This window comes from Mesorhizobium sp. M0159 (assembly GCF_040322295.1).
Taxonomy (GTDB): Bacteria; Pseudomonadota; Alphaproteobacteria; order Rhizobiales; family Rhizobiaceae; genus Mesorhizobium.
The window spans coordinates 14,727-36,931 of the sequence record NZ_JAMYTF010000047.1; the positions used below are offsets into that span (position 1 = coordinate 14,727).

Annotated in this window: 19 protein-coding genes and 2 pseudogenes; 12 read left to right on the forward strand and 9 right to left on the reverse strand. The window is 63.1% G+C overall.

Annotation, left to right across the window (positions count from 1 at the left end; translation table 11 throughout):
* The first annotated feature begins 178 nt into the window (after positions 1-178).
* The 9 genes from NKJ32_RS29055 (at position 179) to NKJ32_RS29095 (ending at position 11,101) form a co-directional block, all read left to right on the forward strand.
* Positions 179-871: an RNA polymerase sigma factor gene (locus NKJ32_RS29055; protein WP_023679398.1), complete on the forward strand. Its 693-nt coding sequence runs from the start codon at positions 179-181 to the stop codon at positions 869-871.
* Between the two features lie 205 nt (positions 872-1,076).
* On the forward strand, positions 1,077-2,429 hold the full coding sequence (locus tag NKJ32_RS29060; protein ID WP_352829632.1) for a hypothetical protein: 1,353 nt from the start codon (positions 1,077-1,079) through the stop codon (positions 2,427-2,429).
* Between the two features lie 904 nt (positions 2,430-3,333).
* Positions 3,334-4,677, forward strand: coding sequence for a sensor histidine kinase (locus tag NKJ32_RS29065; RefSeq protein WP_352891720.1), 1,344 nt, complete (start codon positions 3,334-3,336; stop codon positions 4,675-4,677).
* 728 nt (positions 4,678-5,405) lie between these two features.
* Positions 5,406-5,588: a hypothetical protein gene (locus NKJ32_RS29070; protein ID WP_023679139.1), complete on the forward strand. Its 183-nt coding sequence runs from the start codon at positions 5,406-5,408 to the stop codon at positions 5,586-5,588.
* Between the two features lie 219 nt (positions 5,589-5,807).
* Positions 5,808-6,740 carry a sugar ABC transporter substrate-binding protein gene (locus NKJ32_RS29075; RefSeq protein ID WP_352457237.1) on the forward strand — a complete coding sequence of 311 codons (933 nt, stop codon included), beginning with the start codon at positions 5,808-5,810 and terminating at the stop codon, positions 6,738-6,740.
* Positions 6,741-6,807: 67 nt separating this feature from the next.
* Positions 6,808-7,863, forward strand: coding sequence for an ABC transporter permease (locus tag NKJ32_RS29080; protein ID WP_352829634.1), 1,056 nt, complete (start codon positions 6,808-6,810; stop codon positions 7,861-7,863).
* Between the two features lie 3 nt (positions 7,864-7,866).
* Positions 7,867-8,646 (forward strand): ATP-binding cassette domain-containing protein, encoded by a 780-nt coding sequence (locus NKJ32_RS29085; RefSeq protein WP_352457238.1) that lies wholly within the window; start codon positions 7,867-7,869, stop codon positions 8,644-8,646.
* Complete coding sequence (locus tag NKJ32_RS29090) at positions 8,643-9,602, forward strand: cyclase family protein (RefSeq protein WP_352595147.1); 960 nt, start codon at positions 8,643-8,645, stop codon at positions 9,600-9,602. The genes NKJ32_RS29085 and NKJ32_RS29090 overlap by 4 nt, the downstream gene beginning before the upstream one ends.
* A 23-nt stretch (positions 9,603-9,625) precedes the next feature.
* A complete protein-coding gene (locus NKJ32_RS29095) occupies positions 9,626-11,101 on the forward strand; it encodes an amidase (RefSeq protein ID WP_352829636.1) in 1,476 nt (491 codons plus the stop codon).
* Between the two features lie 16 nt (positions 11,102-11,117).
* Here the strand turns inward: NKJ32_RS29095 and NKJ32_RS29100 are convergent, their stop codons facing one another.
* Positions 11,118-12,404: an ROK family protein gene (locus NKJ32_RS29100; protein ID WP_352595144.1), complete on the reverse strand. Its 1,287-nt coding sequence runs from the start codon at positions 12,402-12,404 to the stop codon at positions 11,118-11,120.
* A gap of 156 nt (positions 12,405-12,560) precedes the next feature.
* Here NKJ32_RS29100 and NKJ32_RS29105 point away from each other — a divergent pair.
* A pseudogene (locus tag NKJ32_RS29105) lies at positions 12,561-12,736 on the forward strand (SMC-Scp complex subunit ScpB); the annotation flags it as partial.
* A gap of 69 nt (positions 12,737-12,805) precedes the next feature.
* On the opposite strand, the gene NKJ32_RS29110 reads toward NKJ32_RS29105, so the two are convergent.
* From NKJ32_RS29110 to NKJ32_RS29140, 7 genes and pseudogenes are all read right to left on the reverse strand, one after another.
* Complete coding sequence (locus NKJ32_RS29110; RefSeq protein WP_352829637.1) at positions 12,806-13,522, reverse strand: ABC transporter ATP-binding protein; 717 nt, start codon at positions 13,520-13,522, stop codon at positions 12,806-12,808.
* Positions 13,519-14,259, reverse strand: a complete 741-nt coding sequence (locus tag NKJ32_RS29115) for an ABC transporter ATP-binding protein (protein WP_156937422.1) — start codon at positions 14,257-14,259, stop codon at positions 13,519-13,521. Before NKJ32_RS29115 ends, NKJ32_RS29110 begins: the two co-directional genes overlap by 4 nt.
* Positions 14,260-14,261: 2 nt before the next feature.
* Positions 14,262-15,248, reverse strand: coding sequence for a branched-chain amino acid ABC transporter permease (locus tag NKJ32_RS29120; RefSeq protein WP_352595138.1), 987 nt, complete (start codon positions 15,246-15,248; stop codon positions 14,262-14,264).
* An 8-nt stretch (positions 15,249-15,256) separates the two neighbouring features.
* Positions 15,257-16,129 carry a branched-chain amino acid ABC transporter permease gene (locus NKJ32_RS29125; RefSeq protein WP_352642802.1) on the reverse strand — a complete coding sequence of 291 codons (873 nt, stop codon included), beginning with the start codon at positions 16,127-16,129 and terminating at the stop codon, positions 15,257-15,259.
* 166 nt (positions 16,130-16,295) lie between these two features.
* Positions 16,296-17,567, reverse strand: a complete 1,272-nt coding sequence (locus NKJ32_RS29130) for an amino acid ABC transporter substrate-binding protein (RefSeq protein WP_352829639.1) — start codon at positions 17,565-17,567, stop codon at positions 16,296-16,298.
* A gap of 529 nt (positions 17,568-18,096) precedes the next feature.
* Positions 18,097-18,471: pseudogene (locus NKJ32_RS29135) on the reverse strand (transposase); the annotation flags it as partial.
* 133 nt (positions 18,472-18,604) lie between these two features.
* Positions 18,605-20,350, reverse strand: coding sequence for an adenylate/guanylate cyclase domain-containing protein (locus NKJ32_RS29140; RefSeq protein ID WP_352595132.1), 1,746 nt, complete (start codon positions 20,348-20,350; stop codon positions 18,605-18,607).
* A 453-nt stretch (positions 20,351-20,803) separates the two neighbouring features.
* On the opposite strand from NKJ32_RS29140, the gene NKJ32_RS29145 reads away from it, so the two are divergent.
* Positions 20,804-21,157 carry a cupin domain-containing protein gene (locus NKJ32_RS29145; RefSeq protein WP_352595129.1) on the forward strand — a complete coding sequence of 118 codons (354 nt, stop codon included), beginning with the start codon at positions 20,804-20,806 and terminating at the stop codon, positions 21,155-21,157.
* Between the two features lie 82 nt (positions 21,158-21,239).
* Here NKJ32_RS29145 and soxR read toward each other — a convergent pair whose 3' ends face one another.
* Positions 21,240-21,674 (reverse strand): redox-sensitive transcriptional activator SoxR, encoded by a 435-nt coding sequence (gene soxR / locus NKJ32_RS29150; protein WP_352458231.1) that lies wholly within the window; start codon positions 21,672-21,674, stop codon positions 21,240-21,242.
* Positions 21,675-21,758: 84 nt separating this feature from the next.
* On the opposite strand from soxR, the gene NKJ32_RS29155 reads away from it, so the two are divergent.
* Positions 21,759-22,205, forward strand: a 447-nt coding sequence (locus NKJ32_RS29155) for an SDR family NAD(P)-dependent oxidoreductase (protein ID WP_352829641.1), incomplete at its 3' end; no start/stop codon positions are given.

Below are 22,205 nucleotides of genomic sequence, written 5' to 3' on the forward strand. Positions count from 1 at the left end.
ATGGACGCTGTGCTTGGAGGGCGGGTAATGAAGCGTCATAGCATTGTCGGCATGATAGGCGCCGTCGGCTTGGCTTCTCGCCGCTGTGTTTGATTGCCTGTTGCCTTCCACTGATGAAAGAGTCGACTAGGACCTTTTTTGCTGTGACGGCACCGAATTGGTGATTAGATAAGTTGTCATGTCCGACCCACGCATCGACAGGGGCGATGACGGGCGCAATTCCAAGGATGTGGAACTGGTCCGCCGCGCGTTGGCGCGCGACGCGGACGCATTACGAACCATCATGCAGATGCACAACCAGCGCCTCTACCGTATCGCGCGTGGATTGGCCGACGACGACAGCGAAGCCGAGGACATCGTTCAGGAAGCCTATGTCAACGCCTTCGCCCACTTTGCCGAGTTTCGAGGAGAATCGGCATTGTCGACATGGCTCTGCAGGATCGTCGTCAACGAGGCATTAGGACGCTTGCGAAGGAGTCGTCGCGCGGCAGCTTTTGCAAAATCCGCGGCACGGGCCAATGCCGAAGTCATACAGTTTGCTCTCGACAAGCATTCCGGGGACGCAGAGCGAACGGTGGCGCAACGACAAATCCTGAGCTTGGTCGAACAGGCAACCGATAGGCTGCCCCCCGCCTACCGCGTTGTTCTTATTGCCCGAGCAATCGAAGGACTCTCTAATGACGAGACAGCGGAACTGCTCGGCGTGCGTCCCGAGACAGTGCGGACGCGGCTCCATCGCGCTCGCCGTCTCCTTCGCCAAGAGCTAGACGAGCAGATTGGCCCCGTGCTGCTCAATGCCTTCCCCTTCAAGGGCCGACGCTGCGAGCGACTAATCGACACCGTTATAGATCGCCTTCGTTTTCCAGCCTGACTGCGTGACGGAAGGTCTTTCTGCGCCTTCTCTCTCCCATGCCGGCAGAAGGTCCATGCTCTATCGATCGATCGGTCTTCGCGCCGGACGCGGGAACGTTTTGACGGTTCGGTCATCCAATATTGTCAGCCAGATTCGGTAGCCACGCAATCGGGACGCCGAACGGGTAGACCAACTGGAAAACAATGTTCGGGAGGACAAGGCAGTGTCAGCACGGTTCAATCGTATTGGTGTCTCCCTGGTCATTCTGGTCTCCGCGGCTTTGATTCCGGCCGCTGCCCAGACGGGCGCAAAAGGATCGGCCAGTGGAAAGGATTTTGACGCCGCCACGGCCGAACAGGCCAAGCGATATCTCAAGGAAGGTCGCGAGACTTTCCGTTTCGATACCTTTGGTAGCGAGGAGTTTTGGGGCGGCAAGCTCAAGCTCCATGAGGCGATCGCCGGGGAGAAACTGGGCGGGGTCGGACCTGGCCTCAGCCCGGAAATGGCTCTCGAACTTGGCCTCAAGGTCGATGTCAATGCAATTCCGAAGGACGTGGCTGCAGCTCTCGACAAAGGTGAGGTCGACCTTACCGATCCTGCAAGCACGCTTCTCCTGCTCAAAGCCAATGCCGTTGTCGGGGTCACCGGGTTCTTCGCCGAGGACGGAAAGACGCTGACTTCGGTCGGCATACAATGTGCCGTGTGCCATTCGACTGTTGACGACGCATATGCGCCAGGCATCGGGCATAGGCTGGACGGCTGGCCGAACCGCGACCTCAATATAGGCGCTGTCGTTGCATTGGCGCCTGACCTCACGGCGTTCACCGAAATGCTGCAGATATCCGAAGCGGAGGTGAAGAAGGCGGTGGAAGCATGGGGCCCTGGCAAATTCGATGCTGAACTGAACCTCGACGGCAAGGCATTCCGGCCGGACGGCAAGACGGCCGCCACGCTCAATCCACCCGCCTTCGGATTGGCCGGCGTGAACAACCATACATGGACCGGAGCCTGGGGCACGGTGAGCTACTGGAACGCCTATGTCGGCAATCTCGAAATGCACGGCAAAGGCGTTTTCTACGATCCGCGCCTGGACGATACAGAGAAGTATCCGGTGGCAGCGAGAACGAAACAGGGCCACAAGCAGGACGAGGAAGACCGGATCACGGCGAAGCTGCCGGCGCTTCACTTCTATCAGCTTTCGCTGCCGACCCCGAAGCCGCCCGAGGGCGCCTTCGACGGTGCGGCGGCGGAGAAAGGCGAGGCACTTTTCAACGACAAGGCCAAATGCGGCACTTGCCACGTGCCGCCACTATTCACCGAGCCGGGATGGAACCTGCATACGGCCGATGAGATCGGGATCGACGATTTCCAGGCGATGCGATCCCCGGACGAGCGTTACAGGACGGCATCGTTGCGTGCACTTTGGAACACGGAAAAAATCCACAAGGGCGGTTTCTACCACGACGGGCGGTTCGCCACCCTCAATGACGTCATCAAGCATTATGACGACCATCTGGGCCTTGATCTGACCGATCAGGAAAAGAGTGATCTGATCGAGTACCTCAAGTCGATTTGACCCAGCACTTGACGGCGTCGGCGTTCCTCGGATGTCGATTGGGAGGAAAGGTTATGAACGGTGATCGTAGTGAGGCAAATCGCTGGTCGGCACACAGTGTGCCAAGCCAGACGCTGTCTCGTCGGAAGTTTCTGAAGGTATCGATGACCGGCGTCGCCATGCCGGTGGAGGCGGGCTTGCTTCCTGCATGACGGGCCAGCCTGCGGCGCGTGGCGCCGGAATAACGCAGGCACTCTATCAGGATGTTCCAGACAAAGGTCGCCGCTGCGCAGGGTGCGCCCATTTCCTGGAGCCGAATGCATGCGAGATCGTTGCGGGCGAAATCAGCCCTGATGGCTGGTGCCGCTTTTACAAACCGCGGCCAGCCTGATCGGTCGGAAACCAGCGGCAGGGGAACCTCGTTGGAAACGGATCAAGGAATCACATGGGCGCAGCGAAACGTGTATTCCGCCCGAAATCCGCAGTGCACGTCCAACATCGCGGCCCACCCGATCCAACCAATGTTGATCCCGTTCCTGGTAGCTTTTGATCACGACATTCTCGTGGGATCGCTGTCAGGAAATGGATCATCAATTCGCCTGATCTTGCTGGGCAAACATCCGAGAAGAGGCCGGATCGCGATCTTCAGTGAGTCCACTGCAGACGTCCGCGCATGGCGCGACCGAGCCGGCCGAAGGATTCGTTCTGCCGTACAGCCGCGGAGCGTTCTTCGTCGCGGTTGGCCGGCGAGCCGACTTTCTGGCTGCGCGCGCCGCAGACCGGTTGACGTTAGAAAGAGGCCATTCCTTCTGTTTCCGATCAAATGGGGCTCACAAGGAGCTACCAACTGGACTCTAGCTCAATCTGCTGTTCATTGTAACGAATGGGCAACCAAAAATCCTCGGGGGAAAGCAGGCCACCCCGGTTGTACAATCTCGGTTCAACTGGCCTTGCCGAAGCGATCCTGCAGACAATGGATCAGCCGCTGCTGGTCCTAAGAGACGACCTTACGGTCGAGGAAGCCAATTCGGCGTTCTATACGCTGTTCAAGGTCGACACCGAAGAGACCCGCGGGCGCCTGCTCTACGAACTCGGCAATGGCCAGTGGAATATCCCCGAGCTCCGTCGGCTCCTGGAAGAGATCCTGCCGCAGCAGTCGGTAGTGGAGCACTACCGGCTAGAGCATAAGTTCCCGGAGATCGGCAAAAGGATCATGATCCTGAACGCGAGGCGGCTGCCGCCCGAGGGCGACCGCCCTGAACTGATCCTTTTGGTCATCTCAGATCGCACCGAGACCGAACAGGCCCGGTTCGAACTCGAAGGCTACGTCGAGTTCGGGGAAAAGCTGATCGACAGTACCCGGGAGGCGCTCCTGGTGCTCGATTGGGACCTGAAGGTGGTTCGCGCCAACCGGCCCTTCTATGACGCCTTCCAGGTGTCTCCTGACGACACTAAGGGGCGGCTGATCTACGAGCTCGGCAATCGGCAATGGGACATCCCGCGTCTGAGAGAGCTGCTTGAGAACGTCCTGCCCAACAACAACGCCTTCGATGATGTGGAAGTGGAGCATGATTTTGAGCACGTCGGCCGCCGCGTCATGCTCCTCAACGGGCGACGCCTCGACCACCTCGACCTCATACTGCTGGCGATCCGCGACGTCACCGAGCAGCGCCGCATGGAGAAGGAGCGGGAAACGCAGGTTGGCGAGCTCCATCACCGGATAAAGAACGTCCTCACCACCGTCGATGCGCTGGTAAGACGAACACTGCGCGACAGCGGTTCGCTTGAGGAATTCGGCCGAGCCTTCGAGAGCAGGCTCGGTGCCATGGCACGCACGCAGGATCTGTTGGTGCGCGCGCCGAGGGGAAGTGTTGATATGTCCGAGATTCTGCGGCTGGAGCTGCAGGCGCATGGCGGACGGGAAGGTGGGAATTTCAATCTCGACGGCCCCGCAATCGCGCTACCGCAAGATGCGGTCCAGGCATTCGCAATGGCCGTTCACGAACTCACCACCAACGCAGTCAAGCATGGCGCGTTTGCTTCGCCTGAGGGGCGAGTTGACATTCAATGGACGGTGCAGGCGGGCGAAGGGGGCGCGACGCGTGTAATGTTTCGCTGGCGGGAACGTTGCCCGATCATAACCAGCGCCGGCCGCACCGGCTACGGCTCCCGCGTCCTGGAGGCAGCGTTCCGCCACACCCTGAAGGGCAGCTCCCGGCTTACGCTGCATCCTGATGGAGCTGAATTTTCGGCTGAGTTCCAGCTCTAATACCGCGCGGACATGTCGAGGCTGCGAGGACTGCGCCAAATCCCATATCCACATGATGGTGTCAGGCCGCGGTTCTGCATGCTGGCATAGCAACCGGTCTGGATCGAACGGGTTCCGCCGGGGGCGATGGGAGGAATGACTGCGGGACCCTGGGCAGCGGTCGTTTCGGGCCATGGGAGGTCGCATCAAGTCATAGCGCGAACGGCAGGTTTGTAGATGCCATGAAGGTCAGCAAATGTGATGGGTTTCGGATGCCGGCCGTCTACTGAGATGGCGTGGCTCGAGGCCGGCGTCCGGAAGCCTCCAGGGAAGGAACCCGCGGGGTGGAGATTTCGGTTTTGCGGCTATGGGGATTTGACGGTTCGGCTTGGTCCGTTGTGACCGCACCGATGGGCTTGGTGGGTGGGCAGGCGTAGCTCGATGGGCTGGCGATGGCTGTGCGCATTGCGATGCGGCCCTTGAAGAGCGGGCGGTTTCGGCGCTGCAGATGGTGCGGGACATGCGATCGGCCGGAGACGCACGATCGCCTCGGGCGGAGGCTGAAGAGACTGCCACCGCACTTTCAACCTCGCCAAGGAACACCTCGAACAGCTCAAGGCGAGGCCATCGACTTAAGCCTAGCTGTGCGTGTTTCGACATTTCGACGTCGCGGTGTCGGATTATTTGCATGCAAACCAGTTTTACGACGCTATCCTCCCATCCTCAACGGAAGATTCTGGGAGGAATGCATGGCTGCGCATGAGCAACATGCCGTTGAAATCATTAGGGACAAAGAGTGGTCGGTTCGCGTGACGGTCAACGGCACCACCACCACGGTCCCTTTTACATCTGAGAGCTACGCGCGTTCGTTCGCAGACGGTCAGGCGTTCCGACTGGGCGTTCAGGTCGCGGAGATCAAGAAGGCGGCCTAGCTGCGCGCTTGCCCCAAGAGCCCCACAGCGATTGAACCTCGAGTGACCAAAGCCGGTTGAAATTAGCCGTTGCGCGGCATAAGAGCTTGTGCCTATAGTTAGTACGTGGCTCGCACGAACAAACAGACTGACTGTGACGACCTGTAGATGGCGCCCAAGCTGGGCTGCTGCGCGGTCTGCAGGTGAGCCGGAACACTCGGTCAACAGGGGATACGCACAGTGAACCGCTTTCAGAAACTCTCGACCGCAGCGCTCGTCGCAGCATCCTTCACGTCGACCGCCCTCGCCACGAATGACAAGCTGACGATCGGCATCGTCACCTTCTCGACATCCGACGTCGACACAAACCAGATGGTCGACACGATGAGCCAGGAAGCCAAGTCTAAGGGCTGGTCGGTGGAAACGCTCAATGCCAATGGCGATCCTTCGCAAGCGATCACCAGCATCAAGCAGCTGGCAACCAAGAAGGTGGACGCCATCATCGTCACGGTCTTCGATTCGACGGGCCTGGCGGCCGGGCTCCAGGCGGCGGCGGACGCAAAGATCCCCGTGCTTTCGGCCGGCGGCGGCATGGCAGACGGGATCGCGCTATCTGCAAGTACCGGTGCTGCGCAACCGCTGATCGACTTGATGCTGAAGGACATCGGCAAGTCCGGAACTGTACTCGACCTCACCTACCATCCCGGCATTCCGTGCCGCGAACGAGCCGACGCCTTCGATACGGCGGTCAAGGCAAATCCGGGGCTCAAGGCGACCTCGCACGAGATCAGCATCCCGGGTGCTGCCGAATCGTCGCAGGCCGCGACCAGCGCCTGGCTTGCAGCCAATGCCAACGCCAAGGGGCCGTTCGCCATCTTCAACTGCTATGACGACAACGCTATGGGCGCGATCGCGGCGCTGAAGCAGAACGGCCGCAGCGACGTGAAGGTCTATTCGTTCAACGCCACGGCGCCCGCTGTCCAGGCTGTCAAGGACGGGACGATGACCGCCACGCTCGGTGTCGATCTGACTTCGGCAGGCAAAATGCTAGTCGATCAGATTCCCGACATCCTGGCAGCCGGCGACCAGTGGAAGCCCAAATCCTTCGTGCCAGGCTATACGCTCGTCACCAAAGAGAACGTCGACAAGTTCATCAAGGACAATCCGCAGTAAGCTCTCCTGATTGTGGGTCTGGGCCGGACTTGCCTGGCCGGGCCGGAGTGCTGTCATGAGAGCCGCCATGTCCGCTGATCATTCCCTGCCCGAAACCCACGCTCCGGCAGAGGCGCCCCGCGTCCTGCCGTCAACGCAGACCGGCTATGCCTCGCCCAATGCCCGACAGCGGCGCACGTTGCTCATGCGCCTGCTTGGAACCTACGGCACCATCATCGTGCTGGCGTCGATGCTGGGGATCTTCTCGCTGCTGGAGCCGGGGACCTTCGCAACCATCGGCAATTTTCGCAACATCGTAAACGACATGGCGATCGGCACCATTGTCGCGGCCGGCCTCACCGTGCCCCTCGTCGCCGGTGATTTCGACCTCAGTATCGGCTATGTCGCGAGTTTCTGCGGGCTTCTCGTGGTCGGGCTGTTGAGCAGCAGTGGCTTGCCGATCTTACCCGCCATCTTCCTTGTCGTCGGCCTCGGAACGGTCATCGGCATTGTCAACGGCATTGTCGTTTCGAAGATCGGGGTGAACGCCTTCATTGCCACGCTTGGCACGGGCACCATCGTCGTCGGGCTGAACTACGCCTATTCGGGCGGAATTCCGCTGCAGCTCACCCAGTCGCGCGAATTCACCAGTATCGCGATCGGCCGGATTGCCGGAGTGCCGCACCTCGTCATCATCATGGCCGTCGTGCTTGCGCTGCTGTGGGTGATCCTCAACCGAACAGTGCAGGGCCAACACATCAAGGCCATCGGCGTCAGCCCGGAATCAGCGCGCCGCGCCGGCGTCGCCGTCGATCGCAGCCGCATCGTTGCCTTCGCCATCGCCAGCACCTGTGCTGCTATCGGTGGCGTGCTGATGGCCTCCAATCTCGGCTCCGGCCAGGTGACGGCGGGTGACAGCTTCATGCTGACGTCGTTTTCGGCCGCCTTCCTCGGTTCGGCGGCGCTGCGAGAGGGTCAGTTCCATATCCTCGGCACCTTGATCGGCGTGCTGACGGTCGCCGTCGGCAACAATGGGCTGGCCATGATCGGCGCGCCGATCTTCACGCAGTTCCTGTTCACCGGCTGCCTTCTCGTCGTCGCCGTAGCGCTCGGCGGTATTGGCCGCCGCTATGCGAGGGGATAGGCCATGGCGCAGAAGATGCTGCTCAGCCTGCGCCGGATCTGCCGCAGCTTCGGCGGCATCCAGGCACTCGATGACGTTTCGCTGGACATCGCCAGGGGCGACATACTCGGCCTCGTTGGCGACAATGGTGCCGGCAAGTCGACGCTGATCAAAATCCTGGCCGGCGCGCATGACCCAACTTCCGGCGACGTGATCCTCGAAGGGCGGCCGCAAAAGTTGTCGCCGCCGTCCGAAGCGCAACGCCTCGGCATCGAGACGGTCTATCAGGACCTGTCGCTGATCGGCACGTTCACTGCCGCCGAAAACTTCTTTCTCGGCCGCGAGATTGCGCTTGGCCGCGGCCCGGCGCTGCTGCGCTGGATCCGCCGCAAATCGATGGGCGACATCGCGATGCGCGGCCTCGAGGAACTGCACATCGAGATCCCCGGGGTGCGCAGCAAACCGGTGGATCGCATGTCCGGCGGCCAGCGCCAATTGGTGGCGATCGCGCGCGGTGCCTTTTGGGGCCACAAGCTGCTGCTGCTCGACGAGCCCACCGCGGCGCTCGGCGTGCGCGAATCCCGTGAGGTGCTCGACCTCATCAAACGACTCGGCGCCCAGGGGCTGACGATCGTCATGGTCACCCACAATCTCGATCATCTCTGGCAGGTGTGCAACCGCGTGGTGGTGATGCGCAGGGGCCGCAAGGTCGCCGATCTCGCAAGTTCCGGCACCAACATGGAGGATGTCGTCGCTTATATCACCGGCGCCAGGCAGCCGGCGACCGCGCAGGCGGAAGCATGAGCGCGGCTGAAACGATGACGCTGCGCCGGCTGCTGGGCAATGCGCCGAGCCGCTGGGGGCATTGGGGTGCCGACGACGAGATCGGAGCGCTCAACTATCTGACCGCCGACGAGGTCAAGCGGGGCCTGGCGTCGGTGCGGGACGGCCGCACCTTCACCCTCGGCGTGCCGGTCGGGACTTCTGAGGGCGATGCCGTCTTTCCCGGCCGCTGGCCGGCGAAGCATTTCATGGTCGCCGACAAGGCCGGCTTCGAGAACGGTCACTGGCAACCGCTTGCCGGCGGCCTCGAATTCGCAGACGACTATATCACCAGCTTCGCACAGGCCGGCACGCATTGCGACGCGCTCGGCCACATGTGGTTCGACGACACGCTTTGGAACGGCTTCGCGGCAAGCAGTACCAATGGCGGCATGACCAAGGCCAGCATCATGCCGATCGCGGAGCGCGGGATCGTCGGACGCGGCGTGCTGCTCGACATCGCCCGGTTCCGCGGCAAACCGGCCCTTGAGCGCGCTGAAACATTCACGCATCGCGACCTCATGGAATGCGCCCGGGCCCAAGCGGTCGATATCCTGCCGCGCAGCATCCTTCTCGTTCGCACCGGCTGGGTCGGCGCACTGGCGGCGGGAAGCCAGCGCGTCGGCGATGGATATTGGGAACCCGGACTGACCTTCAGCCTCGACCTCGTGCGCTGGTTCGACCAGATGCAGATCCCCTGTCTGGTTACCGACACACTGGCCAACGAGACAACCTACGAGCCCGAGACCGGGTTGATGCTGGTGCTGCACGCCGCGCTGATGCGCAATCTGGGCGTGGCGTTCACCGAAATGGCATCGCTCGACCTGCTGGCCGCCGACTGTGCCTCGGACCGCCGCTACGAAGGCTTCTACTGCGCCAGTCCGGTCAAAGTGAGCAAGGGCACCGGCGGCGCGGCAAATCCAGTGTTCATCAAATAGCACCCAACAAGCTGGAACGGCTTATGACTTCTGCAGACGACCAGATCTGTTTCCTGCCGGCCACGGAACTGGCCCAGCGCATCCGGCGCCGCGACCTGTCGCCGGTTGAAGTAACCGAGGCCTATCTGCGCCGCATCGAGGCGCGCAACCCGGTGGTCAACGCCTATACGCTGGTTCTCGGCGACCAGGCGATGGAAGCTGCGCGGGCCGCCGAAAAGGCCGTGATGGCAGGCGGTTCGCTTGGACCGCTGCATGGCGTCCCCGTCGGCATCAAGGACCTCGACGATATGGCCGGCGTGCCGACCTCGATGGGGTCGTGGGCGGTGCACGACCGGGTGCCCAAAACAAGTGCTGTGGCGGTCGAGCGCCTGCTCGACGCAGGCGCCATCGTGCTCGGCAAGACCAACACGCCGGAGTTCGGCCATAAAGGTATCACCGACAATCTGCGCTTCGGGCCGACCAGCACGCCCTTCGCGATCGGCTACAATTCCGGCGGCTCGTCCGGCGGCAGTGCGGCAGCGGTCGGCGACGGCATGGCGGCCCTGGCGCAAGGCACGGACGGCGGCGGTTCGGTCCGCATCCCCGCCTCGTTCAGCGGCACCGTCGGCTTCAAGCCCTCTTTCGGCCGCATTCCTTCGGTGACTCGCCCCGACGCCTTCTTGTGGGGACATCCTCTGGTCCATATCGGACCGCTGACCCGCACCGTTGCGGACGCCGCGCTGATGACCAAGATCATGGCCGGGCCTCACAACCGCGACCCGTTCTGCCTGCCGGATCACGGCGTTGACTATGTCGGCGCCGTTGCCGGGCGGACGCCGAAACTGCGCGTGGCCTACAGCCCGCGACTGGGCAATTTTCCGGTCGAAGCCGGGGTCGCCACCGTCGTTGCCCGGGCAGTCGATGTCATGCGAGCACATGGCATTGAGGTTGATGAGGTCGAGCTCGATTTCAGGGCCGATCACAAGGAACTGGCTGCGCTTTGGGTGCGCACGATCTCGATCCACTATGCTGCCATCGCCGTGTACTGGAAACAGGAGGGCATCGACCTAATGGGCAAGCACGCCAAGGTGCTCACCCCGCAGTTCCTCGCCATGCTGGAGGGTGGCTATAAGGTGTCCGCCGTCGACCATGCGCTCGACGATCTTTTGCGCACCGGCGTCCTTGACGGCCTCGAGGGTGTATTCGAAACCCATGACCTGATCGTCTCGCCGACGCTGGCCGTTCCGCCCGTCAAGAATGCCCCCGACGGCAACACGATCGGGCCGACATCGATCAATGGCGAGGCGGTCGATCCGCTGATCGGCTGGTGCATGACCTATCCGATCAACTATACCGGCCATCCGGCGATTTCGGTTCCGGCCGGCCTGACGGCGCAGGGCCTGCCAGTCGGCCTGCAGATCATCGGGCGGCGGCACGCCGACGAAACCGTTCTGGCGATGGCGGCTCAGTTCGAACGTATGCAGCCCTGGTTCCAAAGCTATCCGGGGCTCGCTGGATAGTTGGGTGTCGGAATACCTAGATCGGAAGCTGCAGCAGCTCGGAAATCACCAGACCGGCTGCGCCTAGGAGGGCGGCCCGGTCACCTGCATCGCCGGCAATGAATTCGATCGCGCCGCCGGGTCGTGACGGAACCATGGCGCGGACATGCTCCGCGATTGCGCCGAGCAGGCAATCGCCGCCGAGCACGACATCGCCATGCATGATGAAAATGTTGGGCGCCACCGTCTGCTGCAGATTGGCGATGCCGACGGCGACGTTGCGGGCATAGCGGTCGAGCAGCTCAGCCGCTCCCGGCAGCCGCCGCGCCGCCATGTCGACGAGGCGGGCCGAGTCGATCAGGTCTGGCTCTGGCAGAGCCGTGCGGGCGGCCTCCCGCCGGAGCCAGCTCAAGGTGGCAATGGTGTCCCAGCAGCCGCGCCTGCCACAGCGGCAGGGCTCGCCGTCGAGCTGCACGAAAGTGTGTCCGAGTTCGCCGCCTGCGCCTGCCGTGCCACGATAGAGGTGCCCGTCGAAATAGAGTGCGCCGCCCAGCACCTCGCCCGTGTAGACGACCGCGAATTGCCTGACGCCGCGCCCGGCGCCGAACCAGCGGTCGCCGACCAGCAAGGCGCGCGGATGATGGTCGAGCTTGACCGGCAGGCCGAAGCGTCGCCCGAGATCGTCGGCGAGCGGGTAGCGGTCGAGCGCCGGCGCGAGATTGACAGCGACGATCGACCCGCGATCGGTGTCAACCATGCCGCCGACGCCAACACCGATCCCGAGAGGCATGCGCCGCGCCCTGGAGAGAGTGTCGCCGACGCATTCAGCGATCGACTCGATGATTGGCCGGACCGGCCCCCTGCCGTCCGGCAGGGCCATCTTGCGTTCCGATTCGATCTTGCCGTCGAGCGTCGCCACGCAGGCATGCACGGCATCCGGCATCAGCAGCACACCGCAGATCGGACGGGCATTGGGCGAGAACCACAGCGGCCGGGCCGGCTTGCCGCCGCCCGGACTGGGAGGAACCGGGTCGCTCTCGACCAGCACCTGATCGTCGATCAGCGGCTGCACGATTCCGGAAATGGTGGTGCGGTTGACCCCGGCCAGGCGGGCCAGTTCAGCCCTGCTCGTCGGCCCAAGATCGAACAGGGCCTGCAGCACACGGCCGCGATTGGTCGAGCCGACCATCGAGGACGACAGCAGCGCCTTGCGCCGGCGCGAAACCCGCTCCGCGCCGGACGCATCGCCGGGCGGCGTGAACAGAGCGCTGCGTCCGCCATTCGGGCGCCCATCGTCGGTATCGTCCATCGTCGGGTTTTTCATAAGGGGCATCCTGCCAGCTCTTCTAACCCAGGACCTTACCGGTTTCGAGCACTTTGTGCGAGCAGGCAACAAACTCGTGCATTGCCAGGACAAGATGCGTCGCAAATGTTCAAAGACACGCCAGCTCGGCGTCTCCTGACTAATTGGTGTCACAATAAGTTCCTGACCCACTTCGGCTTTGACACGTTGCGCGACCTGCCGGATTTCGAGGCACTCGAGGACGCTGGCCTGCTGCCAAAGACAAGCTGCTCGCCGGCGATATTCCGGTTGGCCAGACGAGCGGGGAGCGTGATGATGAGGTGGACATCGTCGCTGAAGGCGAGATGCCATGAGCAGACAGGCTTCTCTCTTCGACTCTCGGCAATCTCACGTCCAGGACCGACCGAACTGCAAATGCCCTCTCACGCTCCACCCATATAAATATCCATGATCTGCCGATCGTCGCGCACATCCTGAGGCTTTCCCTCGAAGCGCCTTTCGCCGGCCGCCAGGATGTAAAGCTTGTCTGCCATCGGCATCGCCTCACGGATATTCTGCTCCACCATCACGATGCCGATGCCGTGCGCGGTGAGGCTGCCAACGCGCTCGAGCGTCTCGATGACCATGGCCGGCGATAATCCGGCGGAAGGCTCGTCGAGCAGAATGAAGCGCGGTTCCGAGACCAGCGCTCGCCCCAGCCCAAGCATTGCCTGCTCGCCGCCAGAAAGCGAACCGGCCGCGGTTCGCCGTCGCCGCGCCAAAGAAGGATATTGCTCGATCACCGCCTCGATGCGCTGTTCGACTAGCCGGCTGTCCGCGATGGCGTAGCCCCCCATGCGCAAATTCTCTATCACTGTGAGGCGCGGAAACACACCGCCGCCCTGCGGCATCAGCACCAGCCCCTGGCGCACCACCTCATGGACGGCAAGGTTGGAGAGCGTTGCATCGCCCAGGCTGGCCGTGCCGCTCCACACCGGCAGGGCGCCGGCAATCGCCTTGAGCAGGGTCGACTTGCCACAGCCGTTCGGTCCGAAGATGCAGGTGATCTTACCAGCCTCCGCGCTTAGTGAAACGCCATGGACGATCTCCTGCTTGCCGTAGCCGGTGACGATGTTTTCGGCGGTGAGGGTGGTGCTCATTGCGGCCGCCCCAGATAGGTCTGCATAACTTCCGAATTGCGAACGATGTCGTTAAAAGAGCCGCTGGCCACGACGCGCCCTGCATCCATGACGATGATGCGATCGCACACGTTGCGTACCATCTCCATGTCGTGCTCGATGACCAGGAAGGTGATGCCGTGTTCGCGCAGCCGCGCGATGGCCTCTAGGATGATCTTGCGGATGTTGGGATGCACCCCCGCCGTCACCTCGTCGAGCAAAATGAGCGTGGCCTGTCGCATGATGACGCGCCCGAACTCCAGCAGCTTCTGCTGGCCGCCCGAAAGGTCCGAAGCGCGATTGTCGGCGACATGGTCCAGCGTGAGCAGCGCCAGCGTTTCGGCTGCCCGATCACGGGCGCCCTGCCAATGGCCCTCGGCCGCTGCCGCTAGCAGGTTTTCGGTGACGCTCATATTGTCGAACATGGCCGGAATCTGGAAGGTGCGCGCAAGCCCCAGCCGCGCGATCGCGTGAGCCTTTCGGCCGCCAATTTCGTGACCGTCGAAGCGGATCTGGCCACGATCCGGCGCCACCGTGCCCGACACCAGGCTGAACAGAGTCGACTTGCCGGACCCGTTGGGCCCAATCAGGCCGGCGATCTCGCGCCGACCGACCTCCAGAGACACACCGTTAACAGCCTTGATGCCGCCGAAATGGCGGTAGAGTTCGCGCACGACGAGGATAGGGTCGCCGGCCCCGGCCGTTTTGCCCTCGACCACGCTCAATTGGGCCCTCCATGGCCGTCGCCGACAACCTTGCCGACCGCCTTGTCCAGCACGGCGCCGGACTTGGCCCCGTGCCGCGAAAACAGACCGGCGATGCCGTTCGGCATGAACACCACCACCAACACGATGGCCGCGCCCAATATGGCGATGTAGAAGGCGGTGTCGCCCCAGTACATCCAGATCACGCGGTTGACGACGAACAGCCCTACACCGCCCAGTGCCGGCCCCCACAGGCTGCCTAACCCGCCCAGCAGCACCATTACCACCATCTGGTCGGTGATGTCGCCGCCGAAGACGCTTTTCGGATTGATGAAGGTGACCCAGTAGGCGAAGATCGCGCCGAACACCGAAGCGGTAACGGCGCTGAGTACGAAGGTTTGCAGCTTGACCAGCGACGTGTTGATACCGATTGCCTCGGCAGCCGGCTCGTGGTCGCGCAGCGCCTTGACCTTCAGCCCGAAACGCGACCGCTCGAACAGCGCCCAGGTGATAAGGTAGGTCAGCGCAGCCGCGCCGAACATGGCGAAGTAGAAGAAGCGCTCGTCGAGAAAGGGCGGCAGCCCAATTCCGCCAATGCCGCCGGTAAAGTCCATCACCGAGGTGAACTGGATGAGCACCTCGGCGAAGGCCCAGGTGGCTATAGCGAAATAGGCGCCGCGCAGGCGAAGTGTCGGCGCGCCGATCATGATGGCAAACAGCGCCGTCACCACGATACCGGCCGGGACGGTGGCAAAGAAGGGCCAGGCGAGTTTGTCGCCCATCAGCAGCGCCGTGACATAGGCGCCGAGCCCGAAGAAAGCCGAATGGCCGAAATTGATGTAGCCGGCATAGCCGCCGAGCATGTTCCAGGAGCAGGCCAGCCCCGCCCACATCAGCGCGCCGGTGGCGATGCGCAGCCAGTAGTTGTTGACCAGCATCGGCAGGAGCGCCAGCACAATGATCACCCCAATCAGCAGGAGGAGGCCGGTCCGGCGTTGCTTCATGTCCGGCCTCACAGGCCGTGTCGCAGGATCCCGCTCGGGGACAGGAGCAGGACGAGGAACAGCGTGGCGAAGATCGCCAGCAGCGAATAGCTCGACCCGACATAGGTCGCGACGAAGGCTTCGATGACGCCGAGCAGCAAGGCGGCGACAAGGGCACCGCCGACGGAGCCCAACCCGGCAAGCACCGCCACGAAGAACGCGAACAGCGTATAGCGCAGGCCGACCTCCGGATTGACTGAAAAAATTGCACCCATCAGCACGCCGGCCATGGCGGTGATGCCTGCGTAGAGCCCGTACACATTGGCGCTGAGGCGGCGAATGTTGACGCCCATCAGCGCAGCGTTCTGCCGGTTTTCGGCCGTCGCTCGGATCGCCAACCCATAGCGGGTGCGGTAGAGGAACAGGAACAGCCCGCCGGCGATGGCGATGGCGAACGCCGCCGCCGCCACGCGGATCAGCGGCACCGTCACCGGCCCGACGGCAAGGCTCTCGCCGCTCAACGCCGTCGGAACGCTGTGGGTATTGAAGCCCCACGCGGTCAGCATGCCGCCGCGTAGCAGCGTGAACAGGCCGAAGGTCAGCGCCAGCGCCATCAATTCCGGCCGAGCCGTGCGGCTGTTGCGGACATTGTAGAGGATCGGCCCAATCAGATAGCCAATGGCGCCGAACAGCACGAATGCCACGGGGATCGCCAGGAATCCGTCTACGCCCAGTCCGGCGGCCATGTAGTAGCCGAGATAGCCACCCAGTACGACCCAGCCGCCCACAGCGAAATCGATGACGTGCAGCACGCCGAAAGCGAGCTGGAATCCGATCGTAAAGGTGGCGATGACGCCGCCGATCAGAAGGCCGTTCAGCAAGGTCTGTAGGAAAAGATCCAAGGCGGGAACCATCCGTCAGTCAGCCAAACCAAAAAAACGCGGGGTGCCGCGGCAAGGCGGCCGCACTCTATGGCATGGTCCGTTATTTTCTGAGCACGCGCAACCGTCGTCGTTCCCCCAGAAAGGGTGATGGCGATGAGGCTGCCCACCCCCTGTCCGAAGCCGCTTATTTCCAGGCCGGCAGCGGGTAGGTGAGGTTTGCCGACGCGGCCTCTTTCGGGCCCACCGCCACCGTCTTGCCGCCCTGAATCTGGATCAGCACCGGAACCGGTTGGACGTTGTCATGGTAGTGGTTGCCTTCCTTCTCGAACTTGATCGGCCCATAGAAGGTCTGGATTTCTGTCTCCGCGATCGCGTCCTTCAGCGCCACCCTGTCTTCGGGCGTTAGTGCCGGCTTCTTGCCGAGTCGCTTGACGGCATCGCCGAAAACGAGGCCGCTGGCCGCGCAGGCCGCTTCGGTGTAGTCGGGCTCGTGCCCGGACTTCTTTTGCGCCATCTCGGCAAACTCCCTTGCGGTGCCGAAGACGTCGTCCTTGTACGGAACCGATGGCAGCCACACCGAGACGCCGCAGGTGCCGTCGGCGTCCGCGGCCAGCGCCTCGGCGAAGGCCGGGTCGGTGACGCCGTAGTGCATTATCAGCGCCTTGGGCCGGAAGTTTAGCGACTTCGAGGTCTTGACGACATTGATCAGCGGCTCCTCATGGCCGCCGACGGCGACGATGTCGGGATTGAGCGCTGCGATCTTAGAGATAACTGGGGTTAGGTCGCCCGAGGCGGGCACCAATTCGTAGGCGACGACTTCCAGCCCGGCCTCCTTGGCTCCGTCGCGGAAACCTTCGCCGGTTTCCTTCGAGAAGGGCTCGTTGACCCCGATCACCGCAATCGTCTTGGCCGTGGGGTTGGACAGTTTCGCCAGCACGGCCAGCGACTTACCGGCAGTGGTGTCTACGGCCGGGATGATGCCGAAGTTGAATTCCGGCTTGGCCTTCCAGACGTTCGGCGATTCCGCGGAGCCGGAAATCATCGGCACCTGATACTTCTGGCAGATCGGCTGCACGGCGATGGTCGAGCCGCTGGTGTAGGGGCCGAACAGCACGTCCACCTCGTTCTGCACGATTAGGCGCTCGGCGGCGTCGGCGCCGGTCGCCGGGTTGCTCTGGTCGTCACCGTAGAACATGTCGACCTTGAAACGCTCGCCGGCGACCTCGACGCCCCCCTTGGCATTGATCGCCTCCGCCCACAGGTCGTAACCGCGCTTGGTCAGGTTGCCGCCGAGGATGTTCTCGCCCGACAGCGAGGTAATAACGCCGGCCCTGTAGGTCGCCACCTGCGCGTGTGCCGTTCGCACGAACGGCATTCCCAACGGACCGGCCGCGAAGGCGACAGCGCTGCCGCCGAGGACCCAGCGACGCGAAAAACCTTTGCTGTTCGTGGACATCATTCAACTCCCTTTGCCCGGCTATGAGATTTGGAAACCGACCATATTCTTGTTCCTACCACTATATGCCCTTTGTGCGGATAAGGAAGATTTCGCTGCCGTCCTCGGATCACGGCGGCGCAGGCGGCGATGAAAGCCATCTGGAATGACGATGGCTCCGCTCGGTAGCCCTATGTTGATGACTATTGCAAACTCGCCAGCGGATTGCTCATCGGCTTGATTAATGCCAGCGCGGGCCGGCGCTTCCGCAATGCCGCGCCGCTCGCCGTCAACTGCAGAAATGGGACAGTCGTCATCAGGACAGGTCAGCTCGTCGCTGCTCGACTCCGCGATCGAGAGGAGAAACGCCGGAAGTGGCGGTTAGCTCAAGCCAGGATGGAGCGACCCGGCGCCCGCAGGTCAAATCCTGCTGTCGCAACGATTAGGAGGGCCCGACAATCTACCTTGATCGCAACGCCACGGTAGTCAACACGATAGCTGACGCCGCGAAAGCGCTGGAACAACCATGGCCATACATGGGCAGGCAAGGGACGTTGTGGAGGCGTTTCGTCAGGAAGTGGGTGGCGCCCATGCGGGCCTTGATCGTGCCGAAGGGATGCTCGACCGTCTCGCGCCTTGTCCGCATGGCGTCGGGATTGGCGTTGAGCCGGCGCTGGACCTCCTCCACGACATGCTCGCGCTCCCATCGGGTGATCCGGCGCTCCTTGGACGGCGTGCATTGCCGCTTGATCGGGCAGGCCGCGCAAGCTGCGGTCGACCAGTAGCGACGCAGCGTCATGCCATTCTCGACGTTGCTGTAGTGGTAGGTCAGCAACGCTCCGGACGGGCAGCGATAGACATCCTGATCAGGTAGATAGGCGAAGTCCTGCTTGCTGAACCGTCCGTCGGCCTTCGCGCCGGCTGTTCACAGCTGCTCTACGCGCTCAGTTCTCGACAAGCCGGCCAGAGAACTATCCTTCCAGAAGCGACGCGGGATCAAGGGACGTCGCCTGGCCAGACGTGACGCGCAGGAGAGGGCATCTTTGCAAACGCGACGATCACTCCGGCACGCCGGAGATGCCCAGCGCCTCGACGTAACGCTCGGCGAACACCTTGTCCCGCCACGGGTTGATCTGTCTCTGCAGGGTGAGCGTGTAGGTCGGGAACGCCTCCATCAGCCGCCGCGCCGCCGCCTGCGCTTCGTCCAGCCGGTTGAGTTTGACCAGCGCCATGATCACCACCCGGTGCGAGGAGCCGTAATTCGGCATCTCGCGCAGCGCTCGTTCTCCCCAAACCAGCGCTTCCTCGTAGCGTTCGAGCATCAGGTAGCTCATCCCGATGCCGGAGAGCGCGATGCCCTTCTCGGGGTCGACCGGACTCAGCCGCATTGCCCTGTGGAAGTGCTCGATCGCGACGAGGGGGTGGCCGGAATGGGCGTTCACCCAGCCGCTGCCCGTATGGCCCTGCGCCGAATTGGGGTTAAGGAGCAGGGACCGTTCGATCGTGTCCAGCGCCGTCTCGTAATCCTTGGCGCTGTAGGCGATTACCTGCGCGGCGAAACGCAAGCTTGTCGGGTCGTCTCGCGCGTCCGCCAGCACCTCGCGAGCCATGCGCACGGCGACGCGGATATCGTCGGGCTCGTGCCAGCACTGACTCACCGACAGGCTGCGGATATAGGCACCGAGTGCCTTCGCCAGGGTGAAGCCTGGGTCGATGCTGAGCGCCTCGTTGGTGAGCCGGCGCACGTCGGCGAAGCCTTCGCGCGTCATGCTGTAGAAGCGCGGCAGCGCACGAAGGTAGAGGTCGTAGGCACCGATGTAGTCGGTCGGCTTCATGCGCGCCTGCTTGATCTCCTGCAGCCGGATGCTCGGTTCGACAGCGCCGACGACGCTCTCGGTCACCTTGTCCTGCAGGTCGAAGATATCGCTCACGTCGCCCTCGAAGCGGTCGGCCCAGACATGATGTCCGCTGATCGCGTCCACCAACTGCCCACTGATGCGCACCCGCGATCCTGCTCTGCGGATGCTGCCTTCGAGCACGTAGCGGACGCCCAGCTCGCGCCCGACCTGGCGAAGGTCCACCGCCCGGCCCTTGTAGGTGAAGGACGAGTTGCGCGCGATCACGAAGAAGGAGTCCACCCGGCTCAATCCCGTGATGATGTCCTCCACCAGCCCGTCGGCGAAGTATTCCTGATCGGGATCGCCGCTCATGTTGGTAAAAGGCAGAACCGCGATCGAGGGTTTCGCGGGCAGCGGAGGCGGTGCAGCCACCGAGGCACCGGCGTCGGTCTCGACGCGGTAGGCGCGCACAGGCCGCTCGATGTTCTTGAGGCGCAGGTCGCCGAGCGGCGTGAAGCCGCAGTCGAGCTTGCCCTGAAGGTGGTCGTAGGCGGTGCCTGAGACGACCACGGTGCCGGGGTCGGCGATGCTGTCGAGGCGGGCGGCGATGTTGACCCCGTCGCCGTAGAGGTCGCCGTCCTCCTCGCAGACCACGTCGCCGAGATTGATGCCGATGCGGAAGCGAATCCGCTCTTCCTCGGGCATCTCCGCCTCGTGTTCTGCCAGGGCCTGCTGGATCGCCATCGCCGAGGCCACCGCGTTGACGACGCTCGCGAACTCACACAGCATGCCGTCGCCGGTGAGCTTGACGATCCGACCCCGGTGCTCAGAGACCAGCGGTTCGAGGAGGTCCTTGCGGTAGATCTTCAGCCGCTCGAGCGTGCCGCGCTCGTCGCGCTCCGTCAGGCGCGAATAGCCGACCACGTCGCAAACCATGATCGCTGCGAGGTGGCGCTGCGTGGTCATTGCACCGCTCAGCCAAGCGCCTGCACGCGGGCCGCCCCGCGTCCATGTCCTGCCAACTTCCAGACGCCCCACGTGCATGGTATCCGTCTCTCCCAGTCGCCGCCCGTCGCCGATACAGAACGGAAAACGCAGCTCGACCTTGCCTTCACGAGATTTCGCTATCCCGCTTGCCAGGCGTGGAGCGTTCCAGTCGCCGCGCTAACAGCCAACCGGCGACACGCCCACGCAGCCTCTGGGGACGCTGACACGCCAATCCCAGAAGGCCGGAGATATTTGCTGCCCTTGGTAACCGGTTGACGCCACCGTCGCGGTGCTTTTGTCACCGCGATGTAACAGCGAGATGGCCCTACGAACGCGCGCATCGGGCATCACACCAGACGTTCGCGCTTAGAGGTGCTGAGGTCGGAAAGTGGCGCGTTCTTCCGCTTGGCGAACGCGTAACAATGACTCTCGTTGCTGCCGTTTAGTCGCAAAATCCCAAAGCCCGGATCGGGTGACGGGCATCTACTGTTCCGAGACACCGGCCGCGCGGTGCGAGGCCATGTCTGCGGCCATCCGCTCGACATCCCTACGGAACTGCGTTCTAAACCAGGACGTGATGGTGAACGTTGGCCGCGCCGCGACAAGCTGCGCCGCCCCGTCCGACGAGCTTCTTCGATGCGCCCCGCCTGCTCCTGGATCATCATGATGTATTGGCATGGCGCGACCCCAACTACGGCAATGTCGCATATTGCTATTCAGGAATCACTCGATTGCAAGGCCGTCGAGCGGATGGAGAAAGTCAGCGACGAACAATACCGCCGCTGAACCTTACCGGGGCCGCACCGTCTCGCACTTGGCGAAGTCTTGCGCTGCCGAGTTCTGCAATAGTGACAGGCACGCTGCCAACTCACCCCAGCCAATACCTCGGCCCCGGCCCCTTGCGTCCTGCCATATCGGCAGGGTTCGCAAGGCTACACCGGTCGATCGACAGGCAGCCGCAACCGATGCACTCGGTAAGCCCCGACCTCAGGCGCTGCAACTCGGCGATGCGCTGGTCGATGCGCTTGGTCCACTGGCTTGACAACCGCGACCAATCCCGACGCGACGGCACGCGATCGGCTGGCAACTTGGCCAGCTCGGCGCCGATCTCCTCGAGCGTCAGCCCAATTCGCTGCGCGAAGACGATGAAGGCGATCCGGCGCAGCACGGATCGCGGATAGCGTCGGTGTCCCGAGCCGGCCCGCTCGGACCCGATCAGCCCGCGCTCCTCGTAGAAGCGCAGGGCCGATGAGGCGACGCCGCTGCGCCGTGACACGTCGGTGATGGTCAGCATGGAATCCATGCATGAACGAAAGCACAATTCCCGCTTGACTTCAAGTTAACTTGAACTTGTAGCAAGAGGCATACGGATTAAGGAGCACTGGCAATGCAGACGAATATCGAACTTCAGGGACTTCGCGTGGCAGTCACGGGCGGCACGTCCGGCCTCGGACTGGCGCTTGTGCGGCAGCTTGCCGCACAGGGTGCGTGCGTCGCCTTCGTCGCCCGGACCGCCGCGAATGTCGAACGCATCGCCGATGAGACGGGCGCGCACGGCATTGTCGGCGACGTCGGCAAGAAGGCGGACATCTACCCGATCGCGTTGCAGGTTACTGCCAGCCTCGGCGGGCTCGATGTCCTGATCAACAATGCGTCGAGCCTCGGCCCTGTCCCTCTGGCGCTCCTCGCCGATACCGAGTGCGAGGAGCTGGAAATGGCGCTCGCGGTCAATCTCGTCGGCGCCTTCCCGCTGACGAAAGCCCTGTTCGGTGCGCTTGCCGCGTCCGCACGCGAGGGCCGCGGCGCGCTGGTCATCAACATTTCCAGCGACGCC

Coding starts and splice junctions, on each gene's coding strand:
- NKJ32_RS29055 (WP_023679398.1), top strand. CDS start 179: ATGTCCGACCCACGCATCGACAGGGGCGATGACGGGCGCAATTCCAAG.
- NKJ32_RS29070 (WP_023679139.1), top strand. CDS start 5,406: ATGGCTGCGCATGAGCAACATGCCGTTGAAATCATTAGGGACAAAGAG.
- NKJ32_RS29080 (WP_352829634.1), top strand. CDS start 6,808: ATGTCCGCTGATCATTCCCTGCCCGAAACCCACGCTCCGGCAGAGGCG.
- NKJ32_RS29085 (WP_352457238.1), top strand. CDS start 7,867: ATGGCGCAGAAGATGCTGCTCAGCCTGCGCCGGATCTGCCGCAGCTTC.
- NKJ32_RS29090 (WP_352595147.1), top strand. CDS start 8,643: ATGAGCGCGGCTGAAACGATGACGCTGCGCCGGCTGCTGGGCAATGCG.
- NKJ32_RS29095 (WP_352829636.1), top strand. CDS start 9,626: ATGACTTCTGCAGACGACCAGATCTGTTTCCTGCCGGCCACGGAACTG.
- NKJ32_RS29100 (WP_352595144.1), bottom strand. CDS start 12,404: ATGAAAAACCCGACGATGGACGATACCGACGATGGGCGCCCGAATGGC.
- NKJ32_RS29110 (WP_352829637.1), bottom strand. CDS start 13,522: ATGAGCACCACCCTCACCGCCGAAAACATCGTCACCGGCTACGGCAAG.
- NKJ32_RS29120 (WP_352595138.1), bottom strand. CDS start 15,248: ATGAAGCAACGCCGGACCGGCCTCCTCCTGCTGATTGGGGTGATCATT.
- NKJ32_RS29130 (WP_352829639.1), bottom strand. CDS start 17,567: ATGTCCACGAACAGCAAAGGTTTTTCGCGTCGCTGGGTCCTCGGCGGC.
- NKJ32_RS29140 (WP_352595132.1), bottom strand. CDS start 20,350: ATGACCACGCAGCGCCACCTCGCAGCGATCATGGTTTGCGACGTGGTC.
- soxR (WP_352458231.1), bottom strand. CDS start 21,674: ATGGATTCCATGCTGACCATCACCGACGTGTCACGGCGCAGCGGCGTC.